This window comes from Chitinophaga sp., from assembly GCF_036569185.1.
Lineage (GTDB): Bacteria > Bacteroidota > Bacteroidia > Chitinophagales > Chitinophagaceae > Chitinophaga.
Genome location: NZ_DATCRD010000071.1, coordinates 17,784 through 41,395, shown reverse-complemented (window position 1 = coordinate 41,395; position 23,612 = coordinate 17,784). Strand labels below are relative to the sequence as shown.

Annotated in this window: 19 protein-coding genes; 6 read left to right on the top strand and 13 right to left on the bottom strand. The window is 47.7% G+C overall.

Features of this window, described 5'->3' with window-relative positions:
* Positions 1 to 2 precede the first annotated feature (2 nt).
* Positions 3 to 779, bottom strand: coding sequence for an alpha/beta hydrolase (locus VIM72_RS05125; protein ID WP_332001792.1), 777 nt, complete (start codon positions 777 to 779; stop codon positions 3 to 5).
* 458 nt (positions 780 to 1,237) lie between these two features.
* Between VIM72_RS05125 and VIM72_RS05120 the strand changes: the two genes are divergently transcribed.
* Positions 1,238 to 3,031 (top strand): acyl-CoA dehydrogenase family protein, encoded by a 1,794-nt coding sequence (locus VIM72_RS05120; protein ID WP_332001791.1) that lies wholly within the window; start codon positions 1,238 to 1,240, stop codon positions 3,029 to 3,031.
* 127 nt (positions 3,032 to 3,158) lie between these two features.
* Positions 3,159 to 4,907, top strand: coding sequence for an N-acetylmuramoyl-L-alanine amidase (locus VIM72_RS05115; protein WP_332001790.1), 1,749 nt, complete (start codon positions 3,159 to 3,161; stop codon positions 4,905 to 4,907).
* A gap of 221 nt (positions 4,908 to 5,128) precedes the next feature.
* On the opposite strand, the gene VIM72_RS05110 is transcribed toward VIM72_RS05115, so the two are convergent.
* Positions 5,129 to 7,333, bottom strand: coding sequence for a transferrin receptor-like dimerization domain-containing protein (locus VIM72_RS05110; protein ID WP_332001789.1), 2,205 nt, complete (start codon positions 7,331 to 7,333; stop codon positions 5,129 to 5,131).
* A gap of 235 nt (positions 7,334 to 7,568) precedes the next feature.
* Between VIM72_RS05110 and VIM72_RS05105 the strand changes: the two genes are divergently transcribed.
* Complete coding sequence (locus VIM72_RS05105) at positions 7,569 to 7,913, top strand: carboxymuconolactone decarboxylase family protein (RefSeq protein WP_209856631.1); 345 nt, start codon at positions 7,569 to 7,571, stop codon at positions 7,911 to 7,913.
* A 66-nt stretch (positions 7,914 to 7,979) separates the two neighbouring features.
* Positions 7,980 to 9,020: a 2-oxoacid:ferredoxin oxidoreductase subunit beta gene (locus tag VIM72_RS05100; RefSeq protein ID WP_332001788.1), complete on the top strand. Its 1,041-nt coding sequence runs from the start codon at positions 7,980 to 7,982 to the stop codon at positions 9,018 to 9,020.
* A 69-nt stretch (positions 9,021 to 9,089) separates the two neighbouring features.
* Here VIM72_RS05100 and VIM72_RS05095 read toward each other — a convergent pair whose 3' ends face one another.
* Together VIM72_RS05095 and VIM72_RS05090 are read right to left on the bottom strand one after the other, a co-directional pair.
* The gene (locus tag VIM72_RS05095) at positions 9,090 to 9,728 is read right to left on the bottom strand and encodes a LysE family translocator (RefSeq protein ID WP_332001787.1); all 639 of its coding nucleotides are present in this window, start codon (positions 9,726 to 9,728) and stop codon (positions 9,090 to 9,092) included.
* A 29-nt stretch (positions 9,729 to 9,757) separates the two neighbouring features.
* A complete protein-coding gene (locus VIM72_RS05090; RefSeq protein WP_332001786.1) occupies positions 9,758 to 11,296 on the bottom strand; it encodes a GH3 family domain-containing protein in 1,539 nt (512 codons plus the stop codon).
* 179 nt (positions 11,297 to 11,475) lie between these two features.
* Here VIM72_RS05090 and VIM72_RS05085 point away from each other — a divergent pair, with 179 nt between their 5' ends.
* Both VIM72_RS05085 and thiL read left to right on the top strand, forming a co-directional pair.
* Complete coding sequence (locus VIM72_RS05085; protein ID WP_332001785.1) at positions 11,476 to 12,246, top strand: inositol monophosphatase family protein; 771 nt, start codon at positions 11,476 to 11,478, stop codon at positions 12,244 to 12,246.
* Between the two features lie 11 nt (positions 12,247 to 12,257).
* A complete protein-coding gene (thiL, locus tag VIM72_RS05080) occupies positions 12,258 to 13,292 on the top strand; it encodes a thiamine-phosphate kinase (RefSeq protein ID WP_332001784.1) in 1,035 nt (344 codons plus the stop codon).
* A gap of 325 nt (positions 13,293 to 13,617) precedes the next feature.
* Here the strand turns inward: thiL and VIM72_RS05075 are convergent, their stop codons facing one another.
* The 9 genes from VIM72_RS05075 to VIM72_RS05035 all read right to left on the bottom strand — a co-directional run bounded on the left by VIM72_RS05075 (position 13,618) and on the right by VIM72_RS05035 (position 23,594).
* Entirely contained in the window at positions 13,618 to 15,297 is a 1,680-nt protein-coding gene (locus VIM72_RS05075) for an ArnT family glycosyltransferase (protein WP_332001783.1), read from the bottom strand.
* Between the two features lie 40 nt (positions 15,298 to 15,337).
* Positions 15,338 to 16,435, bottom strand: coding sequence for an N-acetylglucosamine-6-phosphate deacetylase (gene nagA, locus VIM72_RS05070; RefSeq protein WP_332001782.1), 1,098 nt, complete (start codon positions 16,433 to 16,435; stop codon positions 15,338 to 15,340).
* Between the two features lie 21 nt (positions 16,436 to 16,456).
* On the bottom strand, positions 16,457 to 16,846 hold the full coding sequence (locus tag VIM72_RS05065; RefSeq protein WP_332001781.1) for a VOC family protein: 390 nt from the start codon (positions 16,844 to 16,846) through the stop codon (positions 16,457 to 16,459).
* A gap of 33 nt (positions 16,847 to 16,879) precedes the next feature.
* Positions 16,880 to 17,683, bottom strand: a complete 804-nt coding sequence (locus VIM72_RS05060; protein ID WP_332001780.1) for an amidohydrolase — start codon at positions 17,681 to 17,683, stop codon at positions 16,880 to 16,882.
* Positions 17,684 to 17,748: 65 nt separating this feature from the next.
* Positions 17,749 to 18,207, bottom strand: a complete 459-nt coding sequence (locus VIM72_RS05055; protein WP_332001779.1) for a regulatory protein RecX — start codon at positions 18,205 to 18,207, stop codon at positions 17,749 to 17,751.
* Positions 18,208 to 18,212: 5 nt separating this feature from the next.
* Entirely contained in the window at positions 18,213 to 20,537 is a 2,325-nt protein-coding gene (locus VIM72_RS05050) for an ATP-dependent helicase (RefSeq protein ID WP_332001778.1), read from the bottom strand.
* A gap of 286 nt (positions 20,538 to 20,823) precedes the next feature.
* A complete protein-coding gene (locus VIM72_RS05045; protein WP_332001777.1) occupies positions 20,824 to 21,894 on the bottom strand; it encodes an acyl-CoA desaturase in 1,071 nt (356 codons plus the stop codon).
* A gap of 366 nt (positions 21,895 to 22,260) precedes the next feature.
* The gene (locus tag VIM72_RS05040) at positions 22,261 to 22,761 is read right to left on the bottom strand and encodes an RNA polymerase sigma factor (RefSeq protein ID WP_332001776.1); all 501 of its coding nucleotides are present in this window, start codon (positions 22,759 to 22,761) and stop codon (positions 22,261 to 22,263) included.
* 299 nt (positions 22,762 to 23,060) lie between these two features.
* Positions 23,061 to 23,594: an HdeD family acid-resistance protein gene (locus VIM72_RS05035; RefSeq protein WP_332001775.1), complete on the bottom strand. Its 534-nt coding sequence runs from the start codon at positions 23,592 to 23,594 to the stop codon at positions 23,061 to 23,063.
* Positions 23,595 to 23,612: the final 18 nt, after the last annotated feature.

The window sequence follows — 23,612 nt, the reverse complement described above, 5'->3', positions numbered from 1 at the left end:
GGTTAAAGGTTTGTTTTGATGATAAGCCCCAGCTGATCGGATATCAGCTGATGCCCTTTTTCCATTACCAGTATTTTGCAGGGAAAGGAACCATCCGCAAAGCGGGTACCCAGTACAGGTGGAATTACACGGTCGTATTTCCCGAATATCAGGAGAGTTAGAACGTTATACCTGGCCAATAATTGTTTACACTGCTTTTTATCCGGCATCATACGGCGCAAATTGGTCCATACGTTGTACACCAGCTCCCTTTTCTCCGGTTCGTTCATACGGTGCAACGCAAACTTATACACGCTCTGGTTCAGGAAGCCCAGTTTTCTCCATGTATGTAATAACGTAAAAAACAGCCGTGGATGATATGTATTGTATTTAAACAGCCTGTTTCCGGCCGCAGTTTGGGTAACAAACATATGCCAGGGGTTATTTCTCAGCCCATCTCCTGCCGCGAGGATAAGGCGGTTAATCCGTCCGGCCATTTTTTCCACGAGGCACAGGGAAAGACGCCCTCCCATACTGTAGCCTAACAGGGAAAAACGTTGCTTTCCATGTTGTTGCAGTATCATTTCCACCAGCGCTGCCAGGTCATTTTTCTCAAAAACACGTTGTTCCTCCCATTGGGTGCTGCCATGCAGGGGCATATCCAGCGCTACCAAAGTGAAGGTATCGCCCAAGGTGGCGGTTAGCGGCCGGAAATGAGCGGCGCTTTCACCAAAACCGTGTAAACAGATCAATAGCTCCTCCCCGGCACCTTCCACAGTGCCATGAAACCGGCTTTTCAAATATGACAGATAAAAATCAGGCATAAAGGGGAACAATGATACAGAATAAATGCATAATGACGATGGATATGATTGTCCGGGGCCACCAGAAGGGCCATGGATCACCGTTTCCAGGCATATTTATACTGTACTTTTTAGAAAAAGAATAGTAAGCCTTACATAATCCATATCTTATAGATAAGGGTTATATAAAGCTTACATAAGGTTTATATAAGGCTTATATAAGTCTTATCTCTGAACAGGGCTACCATGGCGCGCCCTGAGGCGTACTCTGCCACCTGCCGGTGTTATTTATTTTTTGTTAAAAAACCTTTCCTTTTTACAGGAATGCCGCATTTGATTTACATTCAGTGAATTAACAGGTAAGTATTGCGGGGAAATCAGTTTAGCCCTCCCGGTGACCGGTTTTGCTTAATGCTTTTTTCAGTAAATTACAGAACTACCAAAAATACAGTAACATGGACGCAACAGTTGAAAATAAGACTGCGCTCAAAGGCGCCGAATTCCTGGTTAAGGAGAGTGCTCCCGAGGAAGTGTTTACTCCCGAAGATTTTTCGGAAGAGCAGCTGATGATCAAAGACATGGCAGATCAGTTCATCAGTAAAGAGGTAACACCGATTGTAGAGCGGATAGATAAGCTGGAAGAAGGATTGATGCCCTCGCTGCTGGAAAAAGCCGGCGAACAGGGTTTACTGGGCGCCTCTTTCCCCGAGGAATACGGTGGTTTGGGTAAAGATTTTGTAACGGCTACTATCATCAACGAAGGACTGGGCGCCGGTCACTCTTTCTCCGTTGCCATGGCTGCACATACTGGTATCGGCTCTTTACCGATCCTTTATTTTGGTACTGCAGAACAAAAACAAAAATATATCCCCAAGCTGGCCACCGGCGAAATGAAAGGCGCTTATGCCCTTACAGAGCCTGATTCCGGCTCTGATGCTTTGGGCGCTAAAACCACCGCCAAATTAACAGAAGACGGTAAGCACTATATCCTGAACGGGCAAAAAAGCTGGATCACCAACTCCGGCTTTGCCGATGTGTTTACCGTGTTTGCAAAAATTGACGGCGATAAATTCACCGCTTTTATTGTAGATAAGGGAACACCCGGTTTTACACTGGGCGCAGAAGAACATAAAATGGGGATCAAAGGATCTTCTACCCGGCAAATCTATTTCCAGGATGCCAAAGTACCTGTTGAAAATGTGCTGGGCGTAATCGGGAAAGGCCACCTCATTGCGTTTAACATCCTGAACATAGGCCGGCTGAAACTTTGCGCCGCCGCACTGGGCGCCGCCAAAAAATGTATCAACACCTCCGTACAATATGCCAATACCCGTACACAGTTTAAACAACCCATCGCCAATTTCGGTGCAATCAAACATAAACTGGCGGAAATGGCTATCCGTACCTGGACCTCGGAATCAGCCCTGTTCCGCACCGCACAGCTGATCGATGAAAAAGAAAAAGAACTGCTGGCAGAAGGTAAGCCTTTCAATGAAGCCTTGCTGGGAGCCGCAGAAGAATATGCAGTGGAATGCGCCATCCTGAAAGTAAATGGCTCCGAAGTGCTGGACTATGTAGTGGATGAAGGCGTACAGATCCACGGTGGCAACGGCTTCAGTGATGAATACATCATCTCAAAAGCTTACCGCGATTCCCGCATCAACCGCATCTTTGAAGGCACCAATGAAATCAACCGGTTGCTCACCCTCGACATGACGCTGAAACGCGCCCTGAAAGGTAAACTCGACCTGATGACGCCGGCCATGAATGTAATGAAGGAACTGATGAGCATTCCCGACTTTGGCAACGATGATGAAAGCGCCTTCAGTAAGGAAAAGAAGATGATCGTTAACTTCAAGAAAGCTATCCTCATGGCTGCCGGCGCCGCCGCACAGAAACTGATGGTGAAACTGGAAAACGAGCAGGAGATCCTGATGGATATTGCCGATATGGCCATTGAAACCTTTGTGGCAGAAAGCGCGCTGCTGCGCCTTATTAAGCTCACCAACAGTAAAGGCGAAAGCGCCGCTTCCCTGCAGGCGGATATTGTGCGCACCTTTATTTACGATGCGGCCGACCGTATCAATAAATCCGGTAAAGACGCCATCAACGCCTTTGCGGAAGGCGATGAACAACGTATGATGCTGCTGGGCCTCAAACGCTTTACCAAAGCAGAACCGTTCAATGCAAAAGATGCCCGCAGAAGAATTGCAGACAAACTGATTGCAGACAATAAATACAGCTGGTAAACACCGGCGCAAAGCAACTGAAAAATGCAGCGGGGTATTTTATTTCGCTGCATTTTTCCAAATGCTTTTTTCCTATTCCCCTCACCTGCTTATCTTTACCATCTTTCAAAGATATTGATGACAGGGTATGACGCTATTAGCTAAGTTGTTTTCTACATTTTTTGTTGCCATTTGTATCCCCTTTCTTGCAAGCAGCCAGGCAACACTGCGTATCAGTCAACCTTCCAGGGAGCAGAATAATGTGAATACATCCAGGCAATTTATTGCCGGCCGCACCTGTGTTGGCTGCACAGTAAGGATTAATAACGATACCGTACACGTATACAATACCGGCACCTTTGCGGCAAAATATGAACTGGCAACCGGCAGGAATACCTACTCTGTTACTGCTACTGCTCCTAACGGGGAAACATCTACGAAAAATATTACTTATTACTACAACCAGCCGCCGGCTCCTTCAGCTACCAGTATTTTCCGGATAGATTATATAGAGATATCTCCATCAGGAAACCTCCAGCTTTCCGAAGGCGATACCTTGCGGATAAAGATGAAAGGCTATCCCGGTCAAAACGCCAGCTGGTTCAATGATGTACCACTCAAAGAAATGCCCGTTTCACAAACAGGCGGCGTACCTGGCTTTTACAGTGGCATGTATGTAATACAACCACGCGACTCACTCCTGAATGGAAAAATTATGGTGCGGCTGCGCAAACAAAACGGGGAAACAGCTATCCTGGGCAGTCCTTACCGCTACAGCGTAATGCGCAATGCAATACCGTTCACCGGCCGTACCATCGATAATATGACTTATCTCACTGCAAGTCCGCATGGCGACCGGCTTGGACCGGATAAGATCGGTTACCTCGATAAAGATGTGCTTTTACATATTGTAGGAAGACAGGGCGACTATTATAAAGTAAGACTATCTTCCCGCACCACCGCTTTTATTCCCGAACCGCTGGTAGACACCGAGATCCCGCAGGAAGAGCTTCCCGTAAGCATTGCAGACGATGCCAAAATATGGGGAGATGAAAAATATGACTATGTATCCGTGGCGTTATCGGATAAGCTGCCTTATACCTCCACGCAACTGGTTTCTTCCAAAAAGATTATCATCGATATCCACGGCGCTTATGCAGAAAAAGGGCTGAACACCCTGCTCCAGAACACCAAAGAAATTACATCTGTAGCATGGGGGCAGCCATCACCGGATGTATGCCGTATGGTGATCTCCCTGCAACATGCACCTTGGGGCTACCAGGTGTATTACGATAATAACCGCATCACGGTAAAGGTTAAACGTGTACCGAAAAACCTGTCGCTTAAAAATATGGTAATAGGGCTCGACCCCGGCCATGGGGGTAGTAATCCGGGCGCCACAGGCCTTACCGGCGCCGTGGAAAAAAACATGACCCTGGTACTTTCCCTGCAGTTGAAAACATTACTTGAAAGAGAAGGGGCAACCGTGATCATGTCGCGAACAACAGAAAAGTTTGTGGCCAACGAAGACCGGCTTTCCTTTTTCCGCAGGGCCGATCCCGATCTGCTGCTGAGCATTCACCTCAATGCTTCCGGCAACCCTGTGGATGTATATGGCACCGCCACTTACTATAAACATCCTTTCTGCGAACCGCTCAATGCCGCTATCCATGAGCGCTTGCTGCAAACCGGTCTTTATGATTTCGGGAATAATGCTGACTTCAATTTTATTCTTAACAACCCTACAGAGTTCCCGGATGCTTTAGTGGAAACACTCTTCCTCAGCAATCCCGGCGATGAAGAAAAAGTACTGGACCCGGCCTTCCAACGCGAAATAGTAACCGCCATCGTGGAAGGAGTGAAGGACTACCTCAGGGAAGCGGCCGGGCAGCGGTGACACCCGCGCCTTCGGCGCGGGTGTTGTCTGACTCAGGATTAAACTGATTATAAGGATTACCTGGATTTTGGCTATGGGATTTTAAGGGATTCGGGAAGATATTAGCGAATATTATTCGGGGATATCCCCTCAAATTTTTAAATCTTATATGATCAAATCCAGGTAATCCTTATAATCAGTTTAATCCTGAGTCAGACAATTTATATCGCCGAAGGCGATCGCTAATGGATATTCCCTAAATAGGCCGCCAGGCGGTTAATGGCCGTCGCCACTACGCTGATCTGTTCCTGTGCTTCCTTCCAGCGGCGCTGTTCAATGGCTTCCCTTACACCGGGGATGGTTTTAACGCCGTAGCCGGTGTAGAAGCCCGGAGCATACAGGGTATGCTTATACCAGTTACGGGCGGGCAGGCCGGCATCATTCAGCAGTTGTTGCTCTCCCTGGTAAAGCGCTTTGTTGGCAGTAGCTGGGAGAGTTTTCCTGGCGGCCAGTGAAGCAGTGATCGTATCTAAGCCAATGAGGGCATTCTGCAAAGGGGAAAAATCCAGGTATGGCACTTCTGATTTGGGAACTGGTGGCAACAGGTGTTTGGCTGTATCTGTGGCCAGCTGGTACTTGCGGTCGCGGATCAACTGGTTTTCTATGGTGGTTGATTCCCGCAGGCTGCCGGTGAGCTCCGTTAGTTCGTTCACATACCCGTTTACCGTTTCATACAATTTGCGGTAATCGAATGGCAGGGTAACGGTATTGGCTAAACGCAGAACGGTATGGCCGGCAGTTTGGGAAAGCGCTACGCCATAGTTAAAACCGGGATCTTTGAACCGGGTATAATCGTCGTAAGAATCGTAGATGGAGTGATATTCGCCGCCTGCATCTTCTCCCCCAAAACCAACATCAAGGGAAGGCACTCCCAGGTGCTGTAAAAAGGAGGAATAGTCGGAGCCCGAGCCCATAGCACCAATGGCGATACCTTGTTTAGCCAGTTTTTCCTTTTTCAGCTTTGGCGTAGCGGCTTTCAGCACGTCTGCCGCCTGCCTGCGGGCCAGGATGCTCACCTGGGTTTGGGGGTCGGTAATATCACGGGCCACTTCATTCACCAGGGTTTCCAGTGCATGGGAGCCGCTGGCATTCAGGAAGCCACGGCCATTATTATCGGAGTTGATGTATACCACCGCCTTTTCCTTCAGTTCTGCGGCATGGTCTTCCGCCCATTCGGTAGAGCCCAGCAGGCCCGGTTCTTCTCCGTCCCAGGCGCAGTACACCAGGGTACGCTTTGGCTGGTAGCCTTGTTTATGTAATGCACCAATGGCTTTGGCTTCTTCCAGGAGAGCGGCCAACCCGCTGATGGGATCAGCGGCGCCGTTCACCCAGGCATCGTGGTGATTGCCACGGATAATCCATTGGTCGGGTTGTTCGCTGCCCTTCAGTTTGGCGATCACATTATAGCAGGGGCGTATTTGCCAGTCGAACGACAATTTCAAATGCACCCTGGCTTTACCGCCGCCAATATGATAGGTAAATGGCAAGGCTCCTTTCCATTCGTCAGGCGCCACAGGCCCTTCCAGGGATTTGAGCAACGGAGTGGCATCGTGGTAGCTGATAGGTAGTACAGGTATCTTCAGCAGGTTGGGCGCCTGCAGGCGATCGAGTCGTTGTGCGTTGGCCGTAGCGCCTGTATTAGGTGTGAGCGGGTCGCCGGGATAAATTACGATATCCATTACGGAACCGCGTTGCACGCCATATTCATTTTTAAAGGCTCCTTCCGGGTACACATCGCCGGCGTAGTAGCCATCGTCTTTCGGATCAGAGTAAATAATACAGCCGGCGGCGCCATGCTCCTGTGCTACTTTAGGTTTGCTTCCCCGCCAGGAGCGACCGTATTTGGCAATTACTATTTTGCCTTTTACGTTGATCCCTGCGCGGTCGAGATACTCGTAATCTTCCGGGAGGCCGTAATTCACATATACCAGTTCCCCTTCCACATCGCCATCGGCGCTCCAGGCGTTATAGGTAGGCAGCTGGCCTTCCTGGCCGGAGGTAGCGTCTTCCTTCAGGGCAGGCTCTTTCAGCAGCGCTTTATAGGTAGTGGGCCCTTTTAGCTCTACCACGCGCTCTTTTGGAGTGGGGAAAAGCACCTGGTAAGTGACTATTTCGGCATCCCATCCATAACTTTTGAAGCGCTGCAGGATGTCTTCCGCTACTGCTTTGCCCCTGGCAGAGCCAATATGGTGAGGTTGGGAAGATAATGCTTTGATAGTTTCGCCTATATGGGTGGTGCTTAACTGTTTGTCGAAGCGGCTTTCCAGTTCCAGCTGCCGGGAGGCGGCGTTGCTATCGTACCCGGTGAGCTTTTTTTCCTGCGCCCGCAGGGTGCTGCCTGCGCACAATGCCAGCGCCAGTAGCAGGGAGAAGTTGGTTGTTGTCATTTTTCAGATTACAGATCTTGTTGAAAAAGAGGGTTTATCTGCTCAATATACAAAAGTCTATCATATCAATAGACTAATTTAAAGCCCTTTTACGTCTAATAACTTTTGGTTATGATCCATAAATATAGGTTATAGGCCGGATAGTCTACTTAACCAGTAGATTAATCTATATTTGTAAATCCTTTCATAGCTTTATTGGGTGAAACGATAAACTAACATCATAAACAACAGTTATATGGGCAATGCGATCCAGGAGTTTAACGACTACCGTGCCAGGATGAACGAGGTAATACTGGGCAAACAGAATAAAGTGATTAACAGGCTTTTCAACCTGGATACCAATACTTATGCAGAAGGAGCGCTGAGCACCAAAACCAAGGAAATGCTGGGGCTGGTGGCTTCCATGGTGCTGCGTTGCGACGATTGTATCAAATACCATCTTGAAAAATCGTATGAACAGGGTGTTACTACCGAAGAAATGTATGAAATATTCGCAGTGGCCAATATTGTAGGCGGCACCATTGTGATTCCTCATACCCGCCGGGCAGCAGAATTCTGGGAAGAATTACAGGCACAGTGAGCTGATAATTACAGCTATCTATCGTAACTTTACGGACTCTATAATATTTTATTTTAACTCATACTAATGTCAACAGCAACTATAGCCCCGCAGGCGCCACTTACATCAAAAGACTTTGTAACGGACCAGGAAGTACGCTGGTGCCCTGGCTGCGGCGACTACTCTATACTTAAGCAGGTACAAACTATTATGCCTTCGCTGGGAGTGCCCCGCGAAAATATTGTGATCGTTTCCGGTATCGGTTGTTCTTCGCGCTTCCCTTACTATATGAACACTTATGGGATGCACTCTATCCACGGCCGTGCCACGGCCATTGCTTCCGGTTTGAAAGCAGCGCGCCCTGAGCTGAGCGTGTGGATTGTAACCGGCGACGGGGATGGCTTATCCATTGGCGGTAACCATACCATTCACCTGCTGCGCCGTAACTTTGATGTGAACATCATGTTGTTCAACAACCAGATCTACGGTTTAACCAAAGGACAGTACTCTCCTACTTCAGAAGAGAACAAGGTGACCAAATCCACTCCAATGGGTAGTATCGACCATCCTTTTAACCCAATGGCCCTGGCCCTGGGTGCAGATGCTACTTTTATTGCCCGTAGTATGGACCGTGATCCCAAGCATCTGCAGGAAATGCTGAAACGCAGCCATGCGCATAAAGGCGCTTCTTTCCTGGAAATATACCAGAACTGTAACATCTTCAATGATGGCGCTTTTGAAGCCTTCACTGAAAAGAGCAGCAAAGCCGATGAAACCATTTTTGTGGAACAGGGCAAGCCGCTGGTGTTTGGCGCCGCCAAAAACAAAGGCGTTCGCCTGGATGGCTTAAAGCCGGTAGTAGTGGAACTGGGCGCTGAATACTCAGAAAGCGACCTGTGGATCCATGATGAAAATGATTTCTACAAAGCGCAATTGCTCACCCGTATGTTTGACGATGTGCGTATTGAAGGGCATTTACCCCGTCCGTTCGGTATCTTCTACGAGGCTTTCCGTCCTACCTATGAAGATATCATGGGTTACCAGTTAACAGAAGCGCTGGCTAAAAAAGGCCCTGGCGACCTGGATAAATTACTGGCAGGTAACGAAACCTGGACCATCAAAGGATAATAAACACCTCCAATAAAAGAAAAAGCCTTCCGTGATATACGGAAGGCTTTTTTCTTTATAACAAATAACTTAGTGGCCCATTGCACCAACATCGAATAGTACCTTATACAGCAACACCACCCCGAAAATGATCATACTTGCGCCTGCAATACGGTTCAGCCATTCTACATTGGTAAGCGTCAGTTTATGGCGGATCTTATCAGATACAAACACCTTCAGGATATCTGCAGATAATACCAGGCTTAAGCAAACCGCGTACATAATGATCCGGTGACCGGCCGTGGTAGCACTGTTGGCAACACAAACCCCCAGCCAGAAAATAATAACGCCCGGGTTCAGTGTATTCATCAAAAAACCAGCAAGCCAGATTTTAAGATAGTCGTGGGTGCGGAACATCTCCGGTTTTTCATCCCCGGTACTGATCTTTACTTTTTTAAACAACAGCCCGTAAATCCCCATGCCTATCAGTAAAAAACCGCCTACAACGCCTATAGATCTTTTGTATTCTTCCAGGCCGCTGATAAAAGAAGTGGCCAGGTTACCTGTCAACACAAACATGATATCACTGAAAGACACGCCCAGTGCGAAACTGATGCCTGCCTTAAAGCCATTATTGATGCTGTATTTAATAATCGCGAATATTACCGGGCCTACCGATAAGGAAAGAAATAATCCAAGCCCCAGTCCCGCTACAATTGATGCTATCATGCGTATAATTTCCGTGTCACAGGTGCAACTTAACTCTTAACGGTTTTTCCGGCAAGAAATTTCTCCCAGTCTTTCAGTTTTTCACCTTTCATTACACGGGGAAACTTATTCATGGCGCCTTCCTTGCCTTTGCAACGGAGGTAATCTATAAACGCATCATTCGGTAATATCTCCACAAACACTTCCTTCAGGGCGGCAGAACGTTCTACGGCATAATCATCATTTACCTCCGCAAGGGTTTGATCGATGATTTCGCGTACTTTTTCCGCATCCACACCCGGCGTATCTGTACCTACATACCAGCGGTGCGCAAACAGGTTCTGATAAGGAAAACCGGCTACGGTAAATTCACGGACGGTGATCCCCAGTTTTTTCTGCACGTTATCAATGGCTTTGTTCATGTTGTCGATACTCATATGTTCCCCGCAGAGGCTGAGGAACTGTTTGGTACGACCCACAATCACTATTTCATGTTCCTTTACGGAAGTAAATTTCACTACGTCGCCAATCAGGTAACGCCATGCGCCCGCGCAGGTAGACAGCATTACGGCATATTCCACATCTTCCACCACCTCATGGATCATGTAAGATTTCGGATTGGGCTTTACTTCCCCTTCCGCATCGAAGTTCTCTTCATTAAAAGGAATGAACTCATAGAAGATGCCGGCATTGAGCACCAGCTTAATGCCTTTGGTACCAGGCCGTGCCTGGAAACCAAAAGATCCTTCGGAGGCCATGTAGGTTTCTATGAACGCAATGGGCTTTCCGAGCAGCTTCTGGAAGCTGTCGCGGTAAGGCTCAAAAGACACGCCCCCATGAATATATACAGCCAGGTTAGGCCATATTTCATGGATATTTTTAACGCCGTGGTATTTGATAATTTCTTCCAGTACGATCTGTACCCAGGCAGGCACGCCGCAAACAGTACCCACATCCCAGTCTTTTGCCTTGCGCACAATCAGCTTGATACGCTGCTCCCAGTTCGGTTTGCGGGAAATTTTGCCTCCCGGCTTATAAAAACGACGGAACCATTTCGGGATATTTTTGGCCTGGATGCCGCTCATATCGCCTTCATAGTAATCGCCTTTCTCAAATAATGAAGTAGTTCCGCCCAGCATGAGGATACCTTTTTCAAAGGAGCGTGGCGGGATATTAAAGTTAGCCATTGAATACAGCTGCTTCACGCCCACTTTCTTCACAGTTCTCAGCATGGCTTTGGTAACAGGTATATGCTTGCTGGCGGATTCTGAGGTACCGGAGCTCAGTGCAAAATACTTGATCTTCTCCGGCCAGCTTACGTTTGCTTCGCCTTCCAGGCAGCGGTACCACCATTCTGCGTGCATTTTGGTGTAGTTATGCACAGGTACTTTATCGCGGTAATGCCCTATAAAATTAGCACTGTCCAATACTTCCTGAAATTGGTAGTGGCGACCAAACTCTGTATCCTTGGCCTTCTCCAGCAAACGGTGCAGCACCTGCAGCTGGTATTGGCGAGGTGTTCCTAATTTAAATGTGAACTTCTTCCTGATACGTAGTGACCTGGAAATAAGATTACCTATGATGGCCATTAACTTTCCCTCTCTTTAATTGAACTACAAAAATAAGTGGAATCTTGAATATAAGTTGACTGATAATTCGGAATTACAGATTATGTGGTAACATTAAGTCATCTATACATATAATATATCCAAAAGATGTAGGTTATAATTCGCAATTCATAATTCGTAATTCGTATTACCTTTGCGGCATGTTAAAAACAACTTTACTCAAAGCTACTGAAGCCAGCGGAAAAATACTGCAACAATATTTCAACGGTCCTTTCGAGGTGAGCAGTAAAAGTACTGTGAATGACCTGGTAACGGAAGTGGATAAAAAATCTGAAACCGCTATCATCAATATTATCAGGGAAACTTATCCAGATCATTTTATCCTGAGCGAGGAAGTGGGTGAAATAAAAACAGATTCTTCCGTAAAATGGATCATTGATCCCATAGATGGTACAGTTAACTACGCCAATGGTATTCCCATTTGTTGTGTATCCATAGGTGTGGAAAAAGACGGGGAAATGGTGCTGGGAGCGGTTTACAATCCTTTCATGAATGAACTGTTTGTAGCAGAGAAAGGCCAGGGCGCCACCCTGAACGGCAAGCCGATCCATGTTTCCGCCAAAGCTGATGTATCGAAATCCTGCCTGGTAACAGGTTTTCCTTACCAGTGGCAGGACATGCCCAATAATCCACTGGTGGTTTTTGAGCGTGTGATTAAAGAAGGCATTCCCGTTCGCCGGCTGGGCTCAGCAGCCATAGATCTTTGCTGGGTGGCCTGCGGCCGCTTCGATGGCTTTTATGAGCACCATCTCCAGGCATGGGATTCTGCTGCCGGTTACCTCATTGTAGAAGAAGCGGGAGGAAAAGTAACCGATTTTTCAGGCAACCGTTTCTCCCCCTACCAGAAGAAGATACTGGCCACTAACGGCCATATCCATAGTGCATTACTAGATCTTGTTAACGGCAAATAAGTATTGGGAAGATGGAACAGGAAAGAACAGAAATACAGGACCTGGGAGAATTCGGGTTAATCGACTATCTCACCAGGAACATAGAAATACAAAACGCCAGCACAGTATTGGGTGTAGGCGATGATGCCGCAGTAATTGACCACTTCGGCAAACAAACCGTGATCAGCACGGATATGCTGGTAGAAGGTATTCACTTCGACCTGATGTATACCCCGCTGAAACACCTGGGTTATAAATCGGTGGTAGTGAACCTGTCAGACATCTACGCCATGAATGCCACGCCCACGCAGATCACCGTGAGCATTGCCTTCTCCAACCGCTTCTCCCTGGAAGCGCTGAACGAATTTTATGAAGGCGTATACGCAGCCTGTGAAAAATACGGGGTAGACCTGATCGGTGGCGATACCAGCAATTCACAAAAAGGATTCATCATCAGCGTTACGGCCATTGGAGAAGTAACACCCGATCAATTCGTAAAACGGTCCACCGCTGAAAAGGGCGACCTGTTATGCGTTACCGGCGACCTGGGCGCTGCCTACCTGGGACTCACCCTCCTGGAAAGGGAAAAGAAGATCTACCTGGAAAGCCCGGGCGTAAAGCCTGACCTGGAGAATCAGACCTATATCATTGGCAGGCAGCTGAAACCCGAAGCCCGTAAAGACATTATTGAGTTCCTGCAACAGGAAGACATTAAGCCTACGGCAATGATGGATGTAAGCGATGGCCTCAGCTCTGAAATATTGCATATCGCCAAACAAAGTAACCTGGGCGTAGTGCTGTATGAAGAAAAGATTCCCATTGCCCAGGAAAGCAGGGAAATTGCCATGAAATTTGGCCTGGACCCTACCGCCTGCGCATTGAGTGGAGGGGAAGACTACGAACTGCTGTTCACCATGAAGCAGGCCGACTACGACAAAATTGTGCTCAATGAGCAGATCAGCGTGATCGGCTACATGACCGACATTACTGAAGGAGCGCATATCCTCACCAAAGGAGGCAACAAGTTCAAGCTGGTAGCGCAGGGCTGGAATGCTTTTCAGCAGTAATGCAGCGGATTTTGTCTGACTCAGGATTAAACTGATTTTGCTGATTAGCTGGATTTGATCATTTTGGATTTTAAAGGATTCGGGGAGATATAAGCGGATATTTTATTGAAATTTTAATATGATTCATACTTAAAATCCCAGTTGTTTTAAGCAACCGGGATTTTTTATGTTCTATTCCATCTAATCAGAAATGCTATGCCAATCAAATACCCGCTTATATCTCCCCGAATCCTTTAAAATCCAAAATGATCAAATCCAGCTAATCAGCAAAATCATCATAATCAGTGTTCCAAGACAATCGCCGAAGGCGATCCCCTCCGCTGCATTATTTCTCCACCACTACCGGTATCACCGGGCTGTTGTGGGTGGGCGGGAGGTCGCCGGCAAATACGCAGAACTTCAGCTGGTATTTGCCCGGCTTATCGGGCATCACCACTTCCAGGTTGATAAGGCGCCGGAGCACGGCTCTTTCCAGGGTCATGGAAGATTTCACGGGTGGCAGCGCTTCGTCTTTATCCATAAAACCGTAACCCAGTACCGGTTCATTGGTCCTGTCGAGCCGGATGGGCTGATGGTAATTATTGGTAGGTTGCAGGATCACATTTACATGTTCCCCACGTTTTGCCCGGATGCTTTTCAGCGCGGGCTTCAGCTGTATCAGCGAGTAAGAGTAATAATCAGATTGAATGTAGTAATCCCATGTACCATAAACGGTTTTCAGGCTGTCGGTAATAGGAATACCTGTACCCGGGTCCGATACTACCATGACTGGTTTACCCCATAGCTCTGTTTCCGTATTCCAGAAATTATACTGGCTCCTGCGGGCATAGCGGCTGTTGAGGCTATACGAAAGCTGCCCCGTATAAAACATATATTTCGATGGGCGCTGGTAGCTGTTCACAAATACTACAGGCTTGCCCTGCGCCCGGGCCGCTACCTGCGATGTCCATTCTTTGTTGTGGTGAATTTCAGGTCTTATTTCCACTCCCGGCATAAAATCCCATATCATGTATACCCGCGTTACCAGTACCAGTAACAAAGTAACCGGCAACGTATACAACAACCATTTCTGCGACCAGCCTTTCCTCACAATGGCCTGGTGCGCCAGTATCACTACCGGCGTAAATAGCATCACTGTCCAGTTAGCCTCTACCCTGCCTTTGAAGGTGCTGAGCAGGAAAAAGGACAACACGCCAATTACACAGAATTTCAGGGCGCGCTCAAAAGAATTGGTGATCGGGCTGCGGAAAGCATAGTACAATATAAGCCAGCCCATTAAAGGACCGAATAGTAATAACTGCCCGCCCAGGTAATCCAGCGAGTAGCTGATATCATAGGAAGATGCGTTCCTGTCTACCAGGTGATACTGCAGCGAAGGGAAGCCGTGGGTGTATTGCCAGTAGATATGTGGCAGGAACAGTACCGTGGTGAGTATACAGGCCACATAAAACTTGAAAACCTTTAACAGGTTGATGTTAGAAAGCAATGTAAAGAATACCAGCAGGACGCCATGATATTTACTGTAAAACATCAATGCCATGGAAATGCCAAGCAACAGCGTATTTTTCCAGGTTTGTTCATTTATAAAATTACGGTAAACCCAGAAATATACTGCGGCAAAGAAGATAAGCGGCAAGTCCGGCACTGCCAGTATACCACCTATCTGCATAGCGCCCATAGAGCCTACCAGCAGGTAAAAGAGCTTATTATCCTTTGAAGCCGCCAGCCTGGCGGTAACCCAAAGGGTGAGCGTATTTACAATTACAATAAGCAGTCTTACTCCCAGTTCATTATGAAAAATCCCGTACCCGATTTTAATGAACAGCGCAATCATGGGAGGATGATCAAAGTAGCCCCAATCCATATGACGGGAATACACCCAGTAATAGGCTTCATCATCCCACAACTCGGAGAAGCAGGCCTGCAGGAGGCCCAGTACCAGCCAGGAGAGCAGGAACAGGTATCTATACTGGTCTTTTTTCAGGAAGCGGATTAGTGCGCTCATGCGGATATACAGTATTATTAATCCTGCGAAGATAGGGCTATTAACAGTATACTGTAGTTTCCCAGTTAGAGGCAATGGCTACCAGGGCGGCATCATACCCTACGGCAATGCGGCCCAATGCGTGCTCACGGCCAATTGCACGGGCCGGGTACAGCGATGCCATACGTAAAGCTTCTTCCAGCGGGATACCCACCTGCTCCACACAATTGCGGACAGCTTTGGTCATTGTGAGCCGTGAGCCGGACAAAACACCCGAGGCGCTCACATAACGGTCTGTCTCTTTAATATAAATGTATCCGCCCTCTTTATTCTCTTCCACGGCATCTGTGATCAGGAACAGGCGTTCCTTCATGATCTTTTTACTGATCCTGATGGAGGCAAAGTCTACATGAACACCATCTGCCACTATACTGGCAGATACATGCGGGTGATCATAAATAGCCCCAACAAGGCCGGGAGCGCGGCTTTCCAGGGGCGACATCGCATTAAAAAGATGGGTGGCATGGTGAATCCCGGCATCAAATGCCGTATAGGCCTGGGCGTAAGTGGCGTTGCTATGGCCGGCAAATATCACGATGCCGGCAGCTTCCAGTTGCCGTACCAGTTCGGGATCGCAGCATTCCGGCGCCAGGGTCATGATCTTCACCACATCGCGGCCGTTTTCCAGGATCCAGTTAATATCGTCCTGTGTGGGGGCATGAATATATTGTTCGAGGTGTGCGCCTTTTTTCTTAGGGTTGATAAAGGGTCCTTCCAGGTGTAAACCCAGTACTCCCTGGCCACCCTGTTCCCAGTGGGCTCTTACCGCCTTCATGGCCTCCAGCATAATTTCCGGGCTGATAGTGGCCACGGTAGGCATGATCCAGGCAGCGCCGCCACCTTTACTGTAAGCCACGGTAGCCGCCAGTGAAGTAACCGATGGATACATGGAAAACACCTGGCTATTGCCGCCATAAATCTGGAGATCTATAAAGGCAGGCGCCAGCAGGGCGCCTTTCAGGTCTGTTTCGCTACCGGTGGTTTTCCATTCTGATAAGGGAACAATACTGGTAATTTTCCCATCCTGTGCAATCACTGCATGATCATCCAATATCTCTTCCCCGGTAAATATCCGGGCGTTGATGTAGGCAACAGACATAACAACAAAATTTTACAGGTGTTAAATGACTTCGTATAACTCAAGTGGCAGACCATCGGGATCTGCAAAAAAAGTAAACCGTTGGCCGGTATGGGGATCTGTTCGCAGGGGTTCCGTACTGACCCCTTTTTGCTGTAAACGGGCCACAGCGGCTTCAATATCGGCCACTGCAAAAGCCAGGTGGCGAAGCCCGCAGGCCTCCGGATGACTGGGTCGCGGCGGCGGGTCCGGGAAAGAAAACAGTTCAATAATATACTGGTTGCCCAGTGCCAGGTCCAGTTTCCAGGAATCGCGTTCCTCCCGGTATACTTCACGTATTACCTGCAGGCCCAGCACATCGGTATAAAATGCTTTACTCCTGGAGTAATCGGCACAGATAACCGCGATGTGATGGACTGCCTGTAATAACATATCAATATTTTACTGTTGGTTAGGATAGTGCAATTATCCCTTCGGAACAATTGTAAATGCATCGGCATCTTTCAGGAAAGGAATATTTTTCCTTACTTCTTCGAGCCGCTCACGTTGAAGGGTATACGTAAAGATGTCTTCGTCGTGTGATTTGCGGTAAATGATTTCTCCCATTGGATCAATCAGGCTGGTTTCCCCGCTGTGGTAGATATTGTTACCATCGTTGCCTACCCGGTTTACCCCGATGGCAAACACCTGGTTTTCGATGGCGCGGGCCTGTAACAGGGTAGTCCAGGCGGTTTTGCGGCGCTCCGGCCAGTTGGCTACATATACCAGCACGTCGTAGGCCGCTTCATTGGTATCCGGCTGGATGCTGTTGCGCGCCCATACGGGGAAGCGCATATCATAACAGATATTCAGGTTGATCTTCCAGCCTTTTACCTGGGCAATCAGGCGTTTATTTCCGGGAGTATAATGTTCATGCTCTCCTGCATAACCAAACAGGTGGCGCTTATCGTAGGTGCCATAGGTACCGTTGGGCAGCATCCATACGAGGCGGTTCAGGTATTCGCCGTTTTCTTCAATGATCAGGCTACCAGTGATAATGATGTTTTTCTCTGCCGCCTTCTTCTTCATCCATTGCACGGCTGTTCCATCCATTGTTTCGGCCAGGCGCTCAGGCTGCATACTGAACCCTGTGCTGAACATCTCGGGTAAAAATACCACTTCGGTCCTTTCCTTAATGCTGTTGATTTTCTCATCAAACATACGCAGGTTGGCCTCTTTGTCTTCCCAGTGCAATTGGGTTTGTATGAGTGTTACTTTCAGATCTGACATTATCGGTTATTGTGGTCACAAAATTACGTCCTCACGGGTTAGAAACTTTTCAAATTATTGCCCGCTTAGACCTCATTCTTTGCGATTTGTTCAAGTGCGTCGTTGATGAGCTCCGGTTCAAAGCCTCTTTGCAGGAGGTGCTGCATGGTTTTATATTTGCGTTTCAGGGCTGTTTCGCCTTTGAGCGACAGGTACTTCTTCTCTGCCAGTTTATGAAGCACGGCGATATAATCATCCTCATCAATTTCCTCTATTCCTTTTTTAATGCAGTAAGCAGATACCTGTTTCTGCTTCAGTTCCATTATGATCTTTTTGCGCCCCCACTGCTTGATGCGGAATTTCCCGCCGGCATAGGCTTTGGCAAACCTTTCCTCGTTGAGGAAATTATCTGCTATCAGCTCCGCAATGGCTTCGTCCACCTCTTCTCCTCTCAGGCCCAGTTCCAGGCACTTGTACTTTGTTTCCTGGTGACTCCGCTCCTGGTATGCACAAAACTGCCGGAGCTTTAGTATGGCGGTTTTCATGTCATTTATCTTACTATTCTCAGCTTGGCGTAGTTCAGCATGATTTTCTTCTCGCCACCGCCTTTAGGGAAATTGATAGTAGCGATCCTGTTATTGGGGGCGCCTTCCATTGCCGCGATGGTACCAAATCCGAATTTCTGGTGCTCTACCTGCATGCCGGGCTCCATGCCAGCCGGATCATCCGGGGCAAAATCGGCCGAAGGCACATGAGTGGTAGCAGGAGAAAATGCTGGTTTGGCAGCAGGCTTCTGTACCGGCTGAGAAGGTTGAGAGGGCGATTTTTTCCGGTCGAACATATTGTTCGTGTTGCTCCACCCTACATTGCCGCCCCCGCCAAAAGCATTGCGAACACTGCCTCCGCCGGCATAACTGCGGTCAATGAACTTCTCCGGCATTTCTTCCAGGAAACGGCTCGGCTCATTTTGTACCAGGTTACCAAAACGGTAACGGCTGTTGGCGTAAGTAAGCCATAAACGGGCCTTAGCGCGGGTAATGGCCACATAGAACAGTCGCCTTTCCTCTTCCAGTTCTTCCCGTGTGTTGATAGACATGCCACTGGGAAACAGGGTTTCTTCCAGGCCCACCGTGAATACCACCGGGAACTCCAGCCCTTTCGCCGCGTGGATGGTCATCAGCTTCACCACATCGCTGTTTTCATCATTGCCCTGATCGGCATCTGTAAGCAGGGTGATCTGCTGGAGATAGGAGCCCATGCTTTTATCGAGCAGTTCTCCTTCTTCATCGGGAGTTTCGGTAAACTCCTTGATGGAGTTCAGCAGTTCCTGCACGTTCTCATAACGGGCAAGCCCCTCCGTAGTTTTATCATTAAACAGCTCTTTTACAATGTTGGTAGATTTGCCCACCGCAACAGCCACATCATAGGCATTGTGCGAGGAGAGCATTGCCTGGAAGCTTTTGATCATGATCACAAAGGCTTCTATCGCTTCCAAGGTACCGCCTTTAAACCCGAATTCCCGCGCTCTTTCCAGCACTTCCCACATAGTGAGATTATGTTCATTGCTGAGCACAATGGTTTTTTCGATGGTGGTTTTACCGATACCGCGTACAGGATAATTGATGATCCTTTTCAGGCTTTCCTCGTCGCGGGTGTTCATAGTAACGCGGAGATACGCCACGTAGTCTTTGATTTCCTTGCGCTGGTAAAACGACAGTCCCCCGAAGATGCGGTAAGGAATGGCTTTCCGGCGAAGGCTTTCCTCGAAAGAGCGGCTCTGCGCATTAGTACGGTAAAGGATTACGAAGTCACGGTTTTCGTAATGGTTCCGCAGTTTTTGTTCTGCAATGGTATCGGCTACAAATTTACCTTCTTCGTTGTCTGTCATGGTGCGTACCAGTTTGATGGTATCGCCTTCATTGTTATCTGTCCAGAGGTTCTTTTCGATCTGTCCTTTGTTATGCGCAATTACCTCATTGGCTACATTCAGGATGGACTTGGTACTGCGATAGTTCTGTTCCAGTTTTACCACTTTCACATCGTCATAATCTTTTTCAAACTGGAGGATATTTTCGATGGTGGCGCCGCGGAAAGAATAGATACTCTGGGCATCATCTCCCACTACGCAGATATTTTCATTCACAGCCCCGAGCAATTTGATGATTTCGTACTGGGCAGGGTTGGTATCCTGGTACTCATCGATCATGATATACTTAAACTTGTGTTGGTATTTATGCAATACTTCCGGGAATGTTTTGAGTAGCACATACATTTTAAACAGCAGGTCGTCGAAGTCCATAGCGCCGTTCTTAAACGTGCGCTTGGCGTACATGTCATATATTTTGCCGATCAGTGGCCTGTTGGCGCGCATATCTTCCTGTTGCACCAGGTTGTCCAGCTGGTATTCTTCCGGTCCCATGAGGCTGTTTTTGGCAGCGGAGATGCGGTTGTATACGAAGTTGGGCTTATAATGTTTATCGTCAAGATTCAGTTCGTTGATAATGGTTTTGATAACGCTTTTAGCGTCGTCGGTATCATAAATCGTAAAGTCGTTTGGATAGCCGAGCCGGTGTGCTTCTGCACGCAGGAGGCGGGCAAATACAGAGTGGAAGGTACCAATGTAAAGGTTCCTGGCTTCGCTGCCGCCGAGGATCTTTTCCACACGTTCCTTCATTTCCCGTGCGGCCTTATTGGTAAAAGTGAGGGATAAAATATTAAACGCATCCACGCCGTTCCGCATCAGGTGTGCAATACGGGTGGTGAGCACCTTGGTTTTTCCCGAACCGGCGCCTGCTACAATCATCAAAGGGCCGTTGATATGTGTTACTGCTTCCCGCTGTTGTTCGTTAAGCTCATCTAAATAATTTGCCTTCATCACGACTGCTGTTTATAGATTTCTGAAGGGTGTAAAAGTACGAAAAAGGAATAGACTCGCCTTCGGCGATGCGGATTTTGTCTTGAAACGCTGATTACGCTGATTTTACTGATTGACCTGATTTTTATTTTTTGGATTTTTAGAAATAATTAAGGGAGATATAGGCGGATATTGTCGCTTTTATCTCCCTTAATCTTATAAAATCAAAATTGTTCAAATCCAATAAATCAGTAAAATCAGCGTAATCCTGCTCCAAGACAATTTAAATCGCCGAAGGCGATCTCCGCTATGGCTTCGCTCCGAGCGCTTTCATGAAGCGGAAATGGGATACTACCGCACCCTGCATGGTAGGGATGCAATTGTAAGTAAGATTATGTTCTGCGCATTTGGCGGCCACAATTTTGCTGAGCGCCGGGTAATGCACATGGCTGATCCTTGGGAACAGGTGATGTTCCACCTGGTAATTGAGGCCGCCTACGAGCCAGGAAATGATTTTATGTCCTGGTGCGAAGTTGGAAGTGGTTTTGATCTGGTGAATGGCCCATTCGTTTTCAATCAGCCTGGCATCTTCGCCTACAGCTTCAAATTCGGTTTCCTCCACTACATGCGCCAGCTGGAATACGATGGCCAGGGTGAAGCCCATTACCATGTGCATAACAGTGAAACCAATGGCCCAGGCCTGCCAGCCCAGCAAAACGATAGGAAGTACAATATAGAAAGCGATATACAATACTTTACTGCCCCAGAACACCATATGGTCGGTTAGTTTCATGGGTTGCAACGCGGTGGTATATACTTTACGGCTGAGGTATTTCACAAAGTCCATGATAAATACCCAGGCAAAAGAGGAAATGGCGTATATCAGTACCACATAAATATGCTGGATCCTGTGCATAGGCACCCATTTCTGGGAGCTGCACTGCCGCATGAGCGGGCTTTTGGCGATATCATCATCCAAACCATCTACATTGGTATAGGTGTGATGGATGATATTGTGCTTCTGTTTCCAGATAAAAGCGTTGCCTCCCAAAGCGTTAAGGGTGAGGCCAAGTGTGTCGTTCACCTTACTGTTGGTGGAATAGCTGCCATGGCAGGCATCGTGCATCACATTAAACCCGATACTTGCCAGTACAAACCCCAGCAATGCGCATAAAGTTACCGAGAGCATTGCCGGCGCCGGGATGAACAGTACCGCAACATACAGGGCTATGGCCACCGGAATGAGGATAGCTGTTTTGATATATAATTTCCAATTACCGGTTTTCCGGATGTTGTTTGCTTTGAAGTAGTCCTCCACAGCAGATTTCAGGGCCGGAAAGAATAATGCATTCTTGTTGTTGAAAGTAACTTTTGGCATAAATAATAAGCATTGTTGTTGCCGGGTGTACAGAAAGTTGTAGTGAAACCGGGAAAAAAATGAAAGTATACGCTAATAAACGGCTTTAAACCGGTTTTTATATGATCCGGGGAGGAATATGAGGTTATTTAACAAAGATTTGTGCTTATAGCAGTAGAGGGATGACAGAAAGGAAAAACAAAAGCCTGTAAACAGGCATACAGCAGTAACCTCTTCACCTGTTGGATACAAACGCTACAGGTGTAAAAGCAGTTTAGCCTGCTGCCAGGTCATAGTCGCTTTAGCGCGGCTTCAATGGTCATACCGAGGGTTCGCAGGCTTTTGTACACAAAAGCCTGGTGGTGCTATTGATTGGCAAATTTGCTGCTAATGCCGTGTAATACGGGTTTTCAGCATCTTTCTTGCAAAGTGTATCCGGCTTTTCACTGTACCCAATGGCTCGTTGAGTATAGCTGCAATTTCATAATATTTATATCCTTCAAAGTACAACAGGAATGGTTGTTTAAAAATAACGGGCAGGTTATATACGGCCATCTGTACATCTTTTACCCGCAGGCCTGATTCGGCAAAGTTGCCGATAGCAGAAGGTTGGTGACTCAACAGGTAATCGCCCACCGCACTGTCCAGCAACCGGAACTGGCGGTTACCGCGGCGGTAGTTGTTGATGAAGATGTTTCTCATGATGGTATACAGCCAGGCCCGGATATTGGTACCGGCCAGGTACTTATCACGGTTGGACAGTGCCCTGAATAATGTTTCCTGGTATAGGTCTTTTGCGGATTCAGCGTCTTTTGTTAAGGTTACTGCATAAGGCCGCAGGAAGTCGGCGTTTCCGAGTAATAAGTTGTTAAATTCGGTGGATGACATAACGGTTAACTTTAAATTATTCACAATTAGCTGGAACAACAGCCGGGAGAAAGCGATTAAAGCAGTAGTTGTACAGCGCCGGTCTCCTTCCGGCGGGACACTGCCGGCACCTGCTACGCTTATTAAAAGGGGGGTATCAACACCCTGATAAGAAGCGGCAACAGGTGCCTCATTCAGGTGTAGCGGTAGTCATGAGGAAAAGTTTTAGTGAATGAATAAACATGCATATGGGGTACTTTTAAAAATAGTTAAACAGGGTACCACGCAGTCTTTCGTTTTTTGAATTATAGCTCTTGTTTTTAATGCCTGCTACGCAATCTGAATGAAAGTGATATCAGCATTGCCCCGGTGAAAATGGCGTAAATCCCAAAGATCCAGGTAAGTGTAACCGCAGCAGCTACAGGATTTGCAACCAGGAGAATGCCGAAGATAATTGTCAGCAAACCACCGGCAATGTACCAGCCTTCGCCGGTGATAACTTTCCTCAGCCTGATAGCAATAATTAATTCAAACAGGCCAGCCAGCATGGCCCAGAAAGCAACCAGGTAAATCAGGGCTGCACCAGTAGCAAACGGATTGTACAAGGTAAGGACGCCTAATATAACGCCCAGCAGACCGGAAAGCAGGAATATGCCCCAGTTCTCATTCGTTTTCCTGGCGGCGATAGCCCCTGCTATGGCAAACAGGCCCGCCATAAAAAGGTACGCGCCTAAGAAAACGATCAGTGTGGTAAAGGTTGCGCCGGGCCATCCAACGGCCAGCACTCCCAATACCAGGGCGAAGATTCCTCTCAGCAAAAAGAGCCACCAATAAGCGTTATAAAAATCAGGCATGCATTCTCAGTTTTAGGT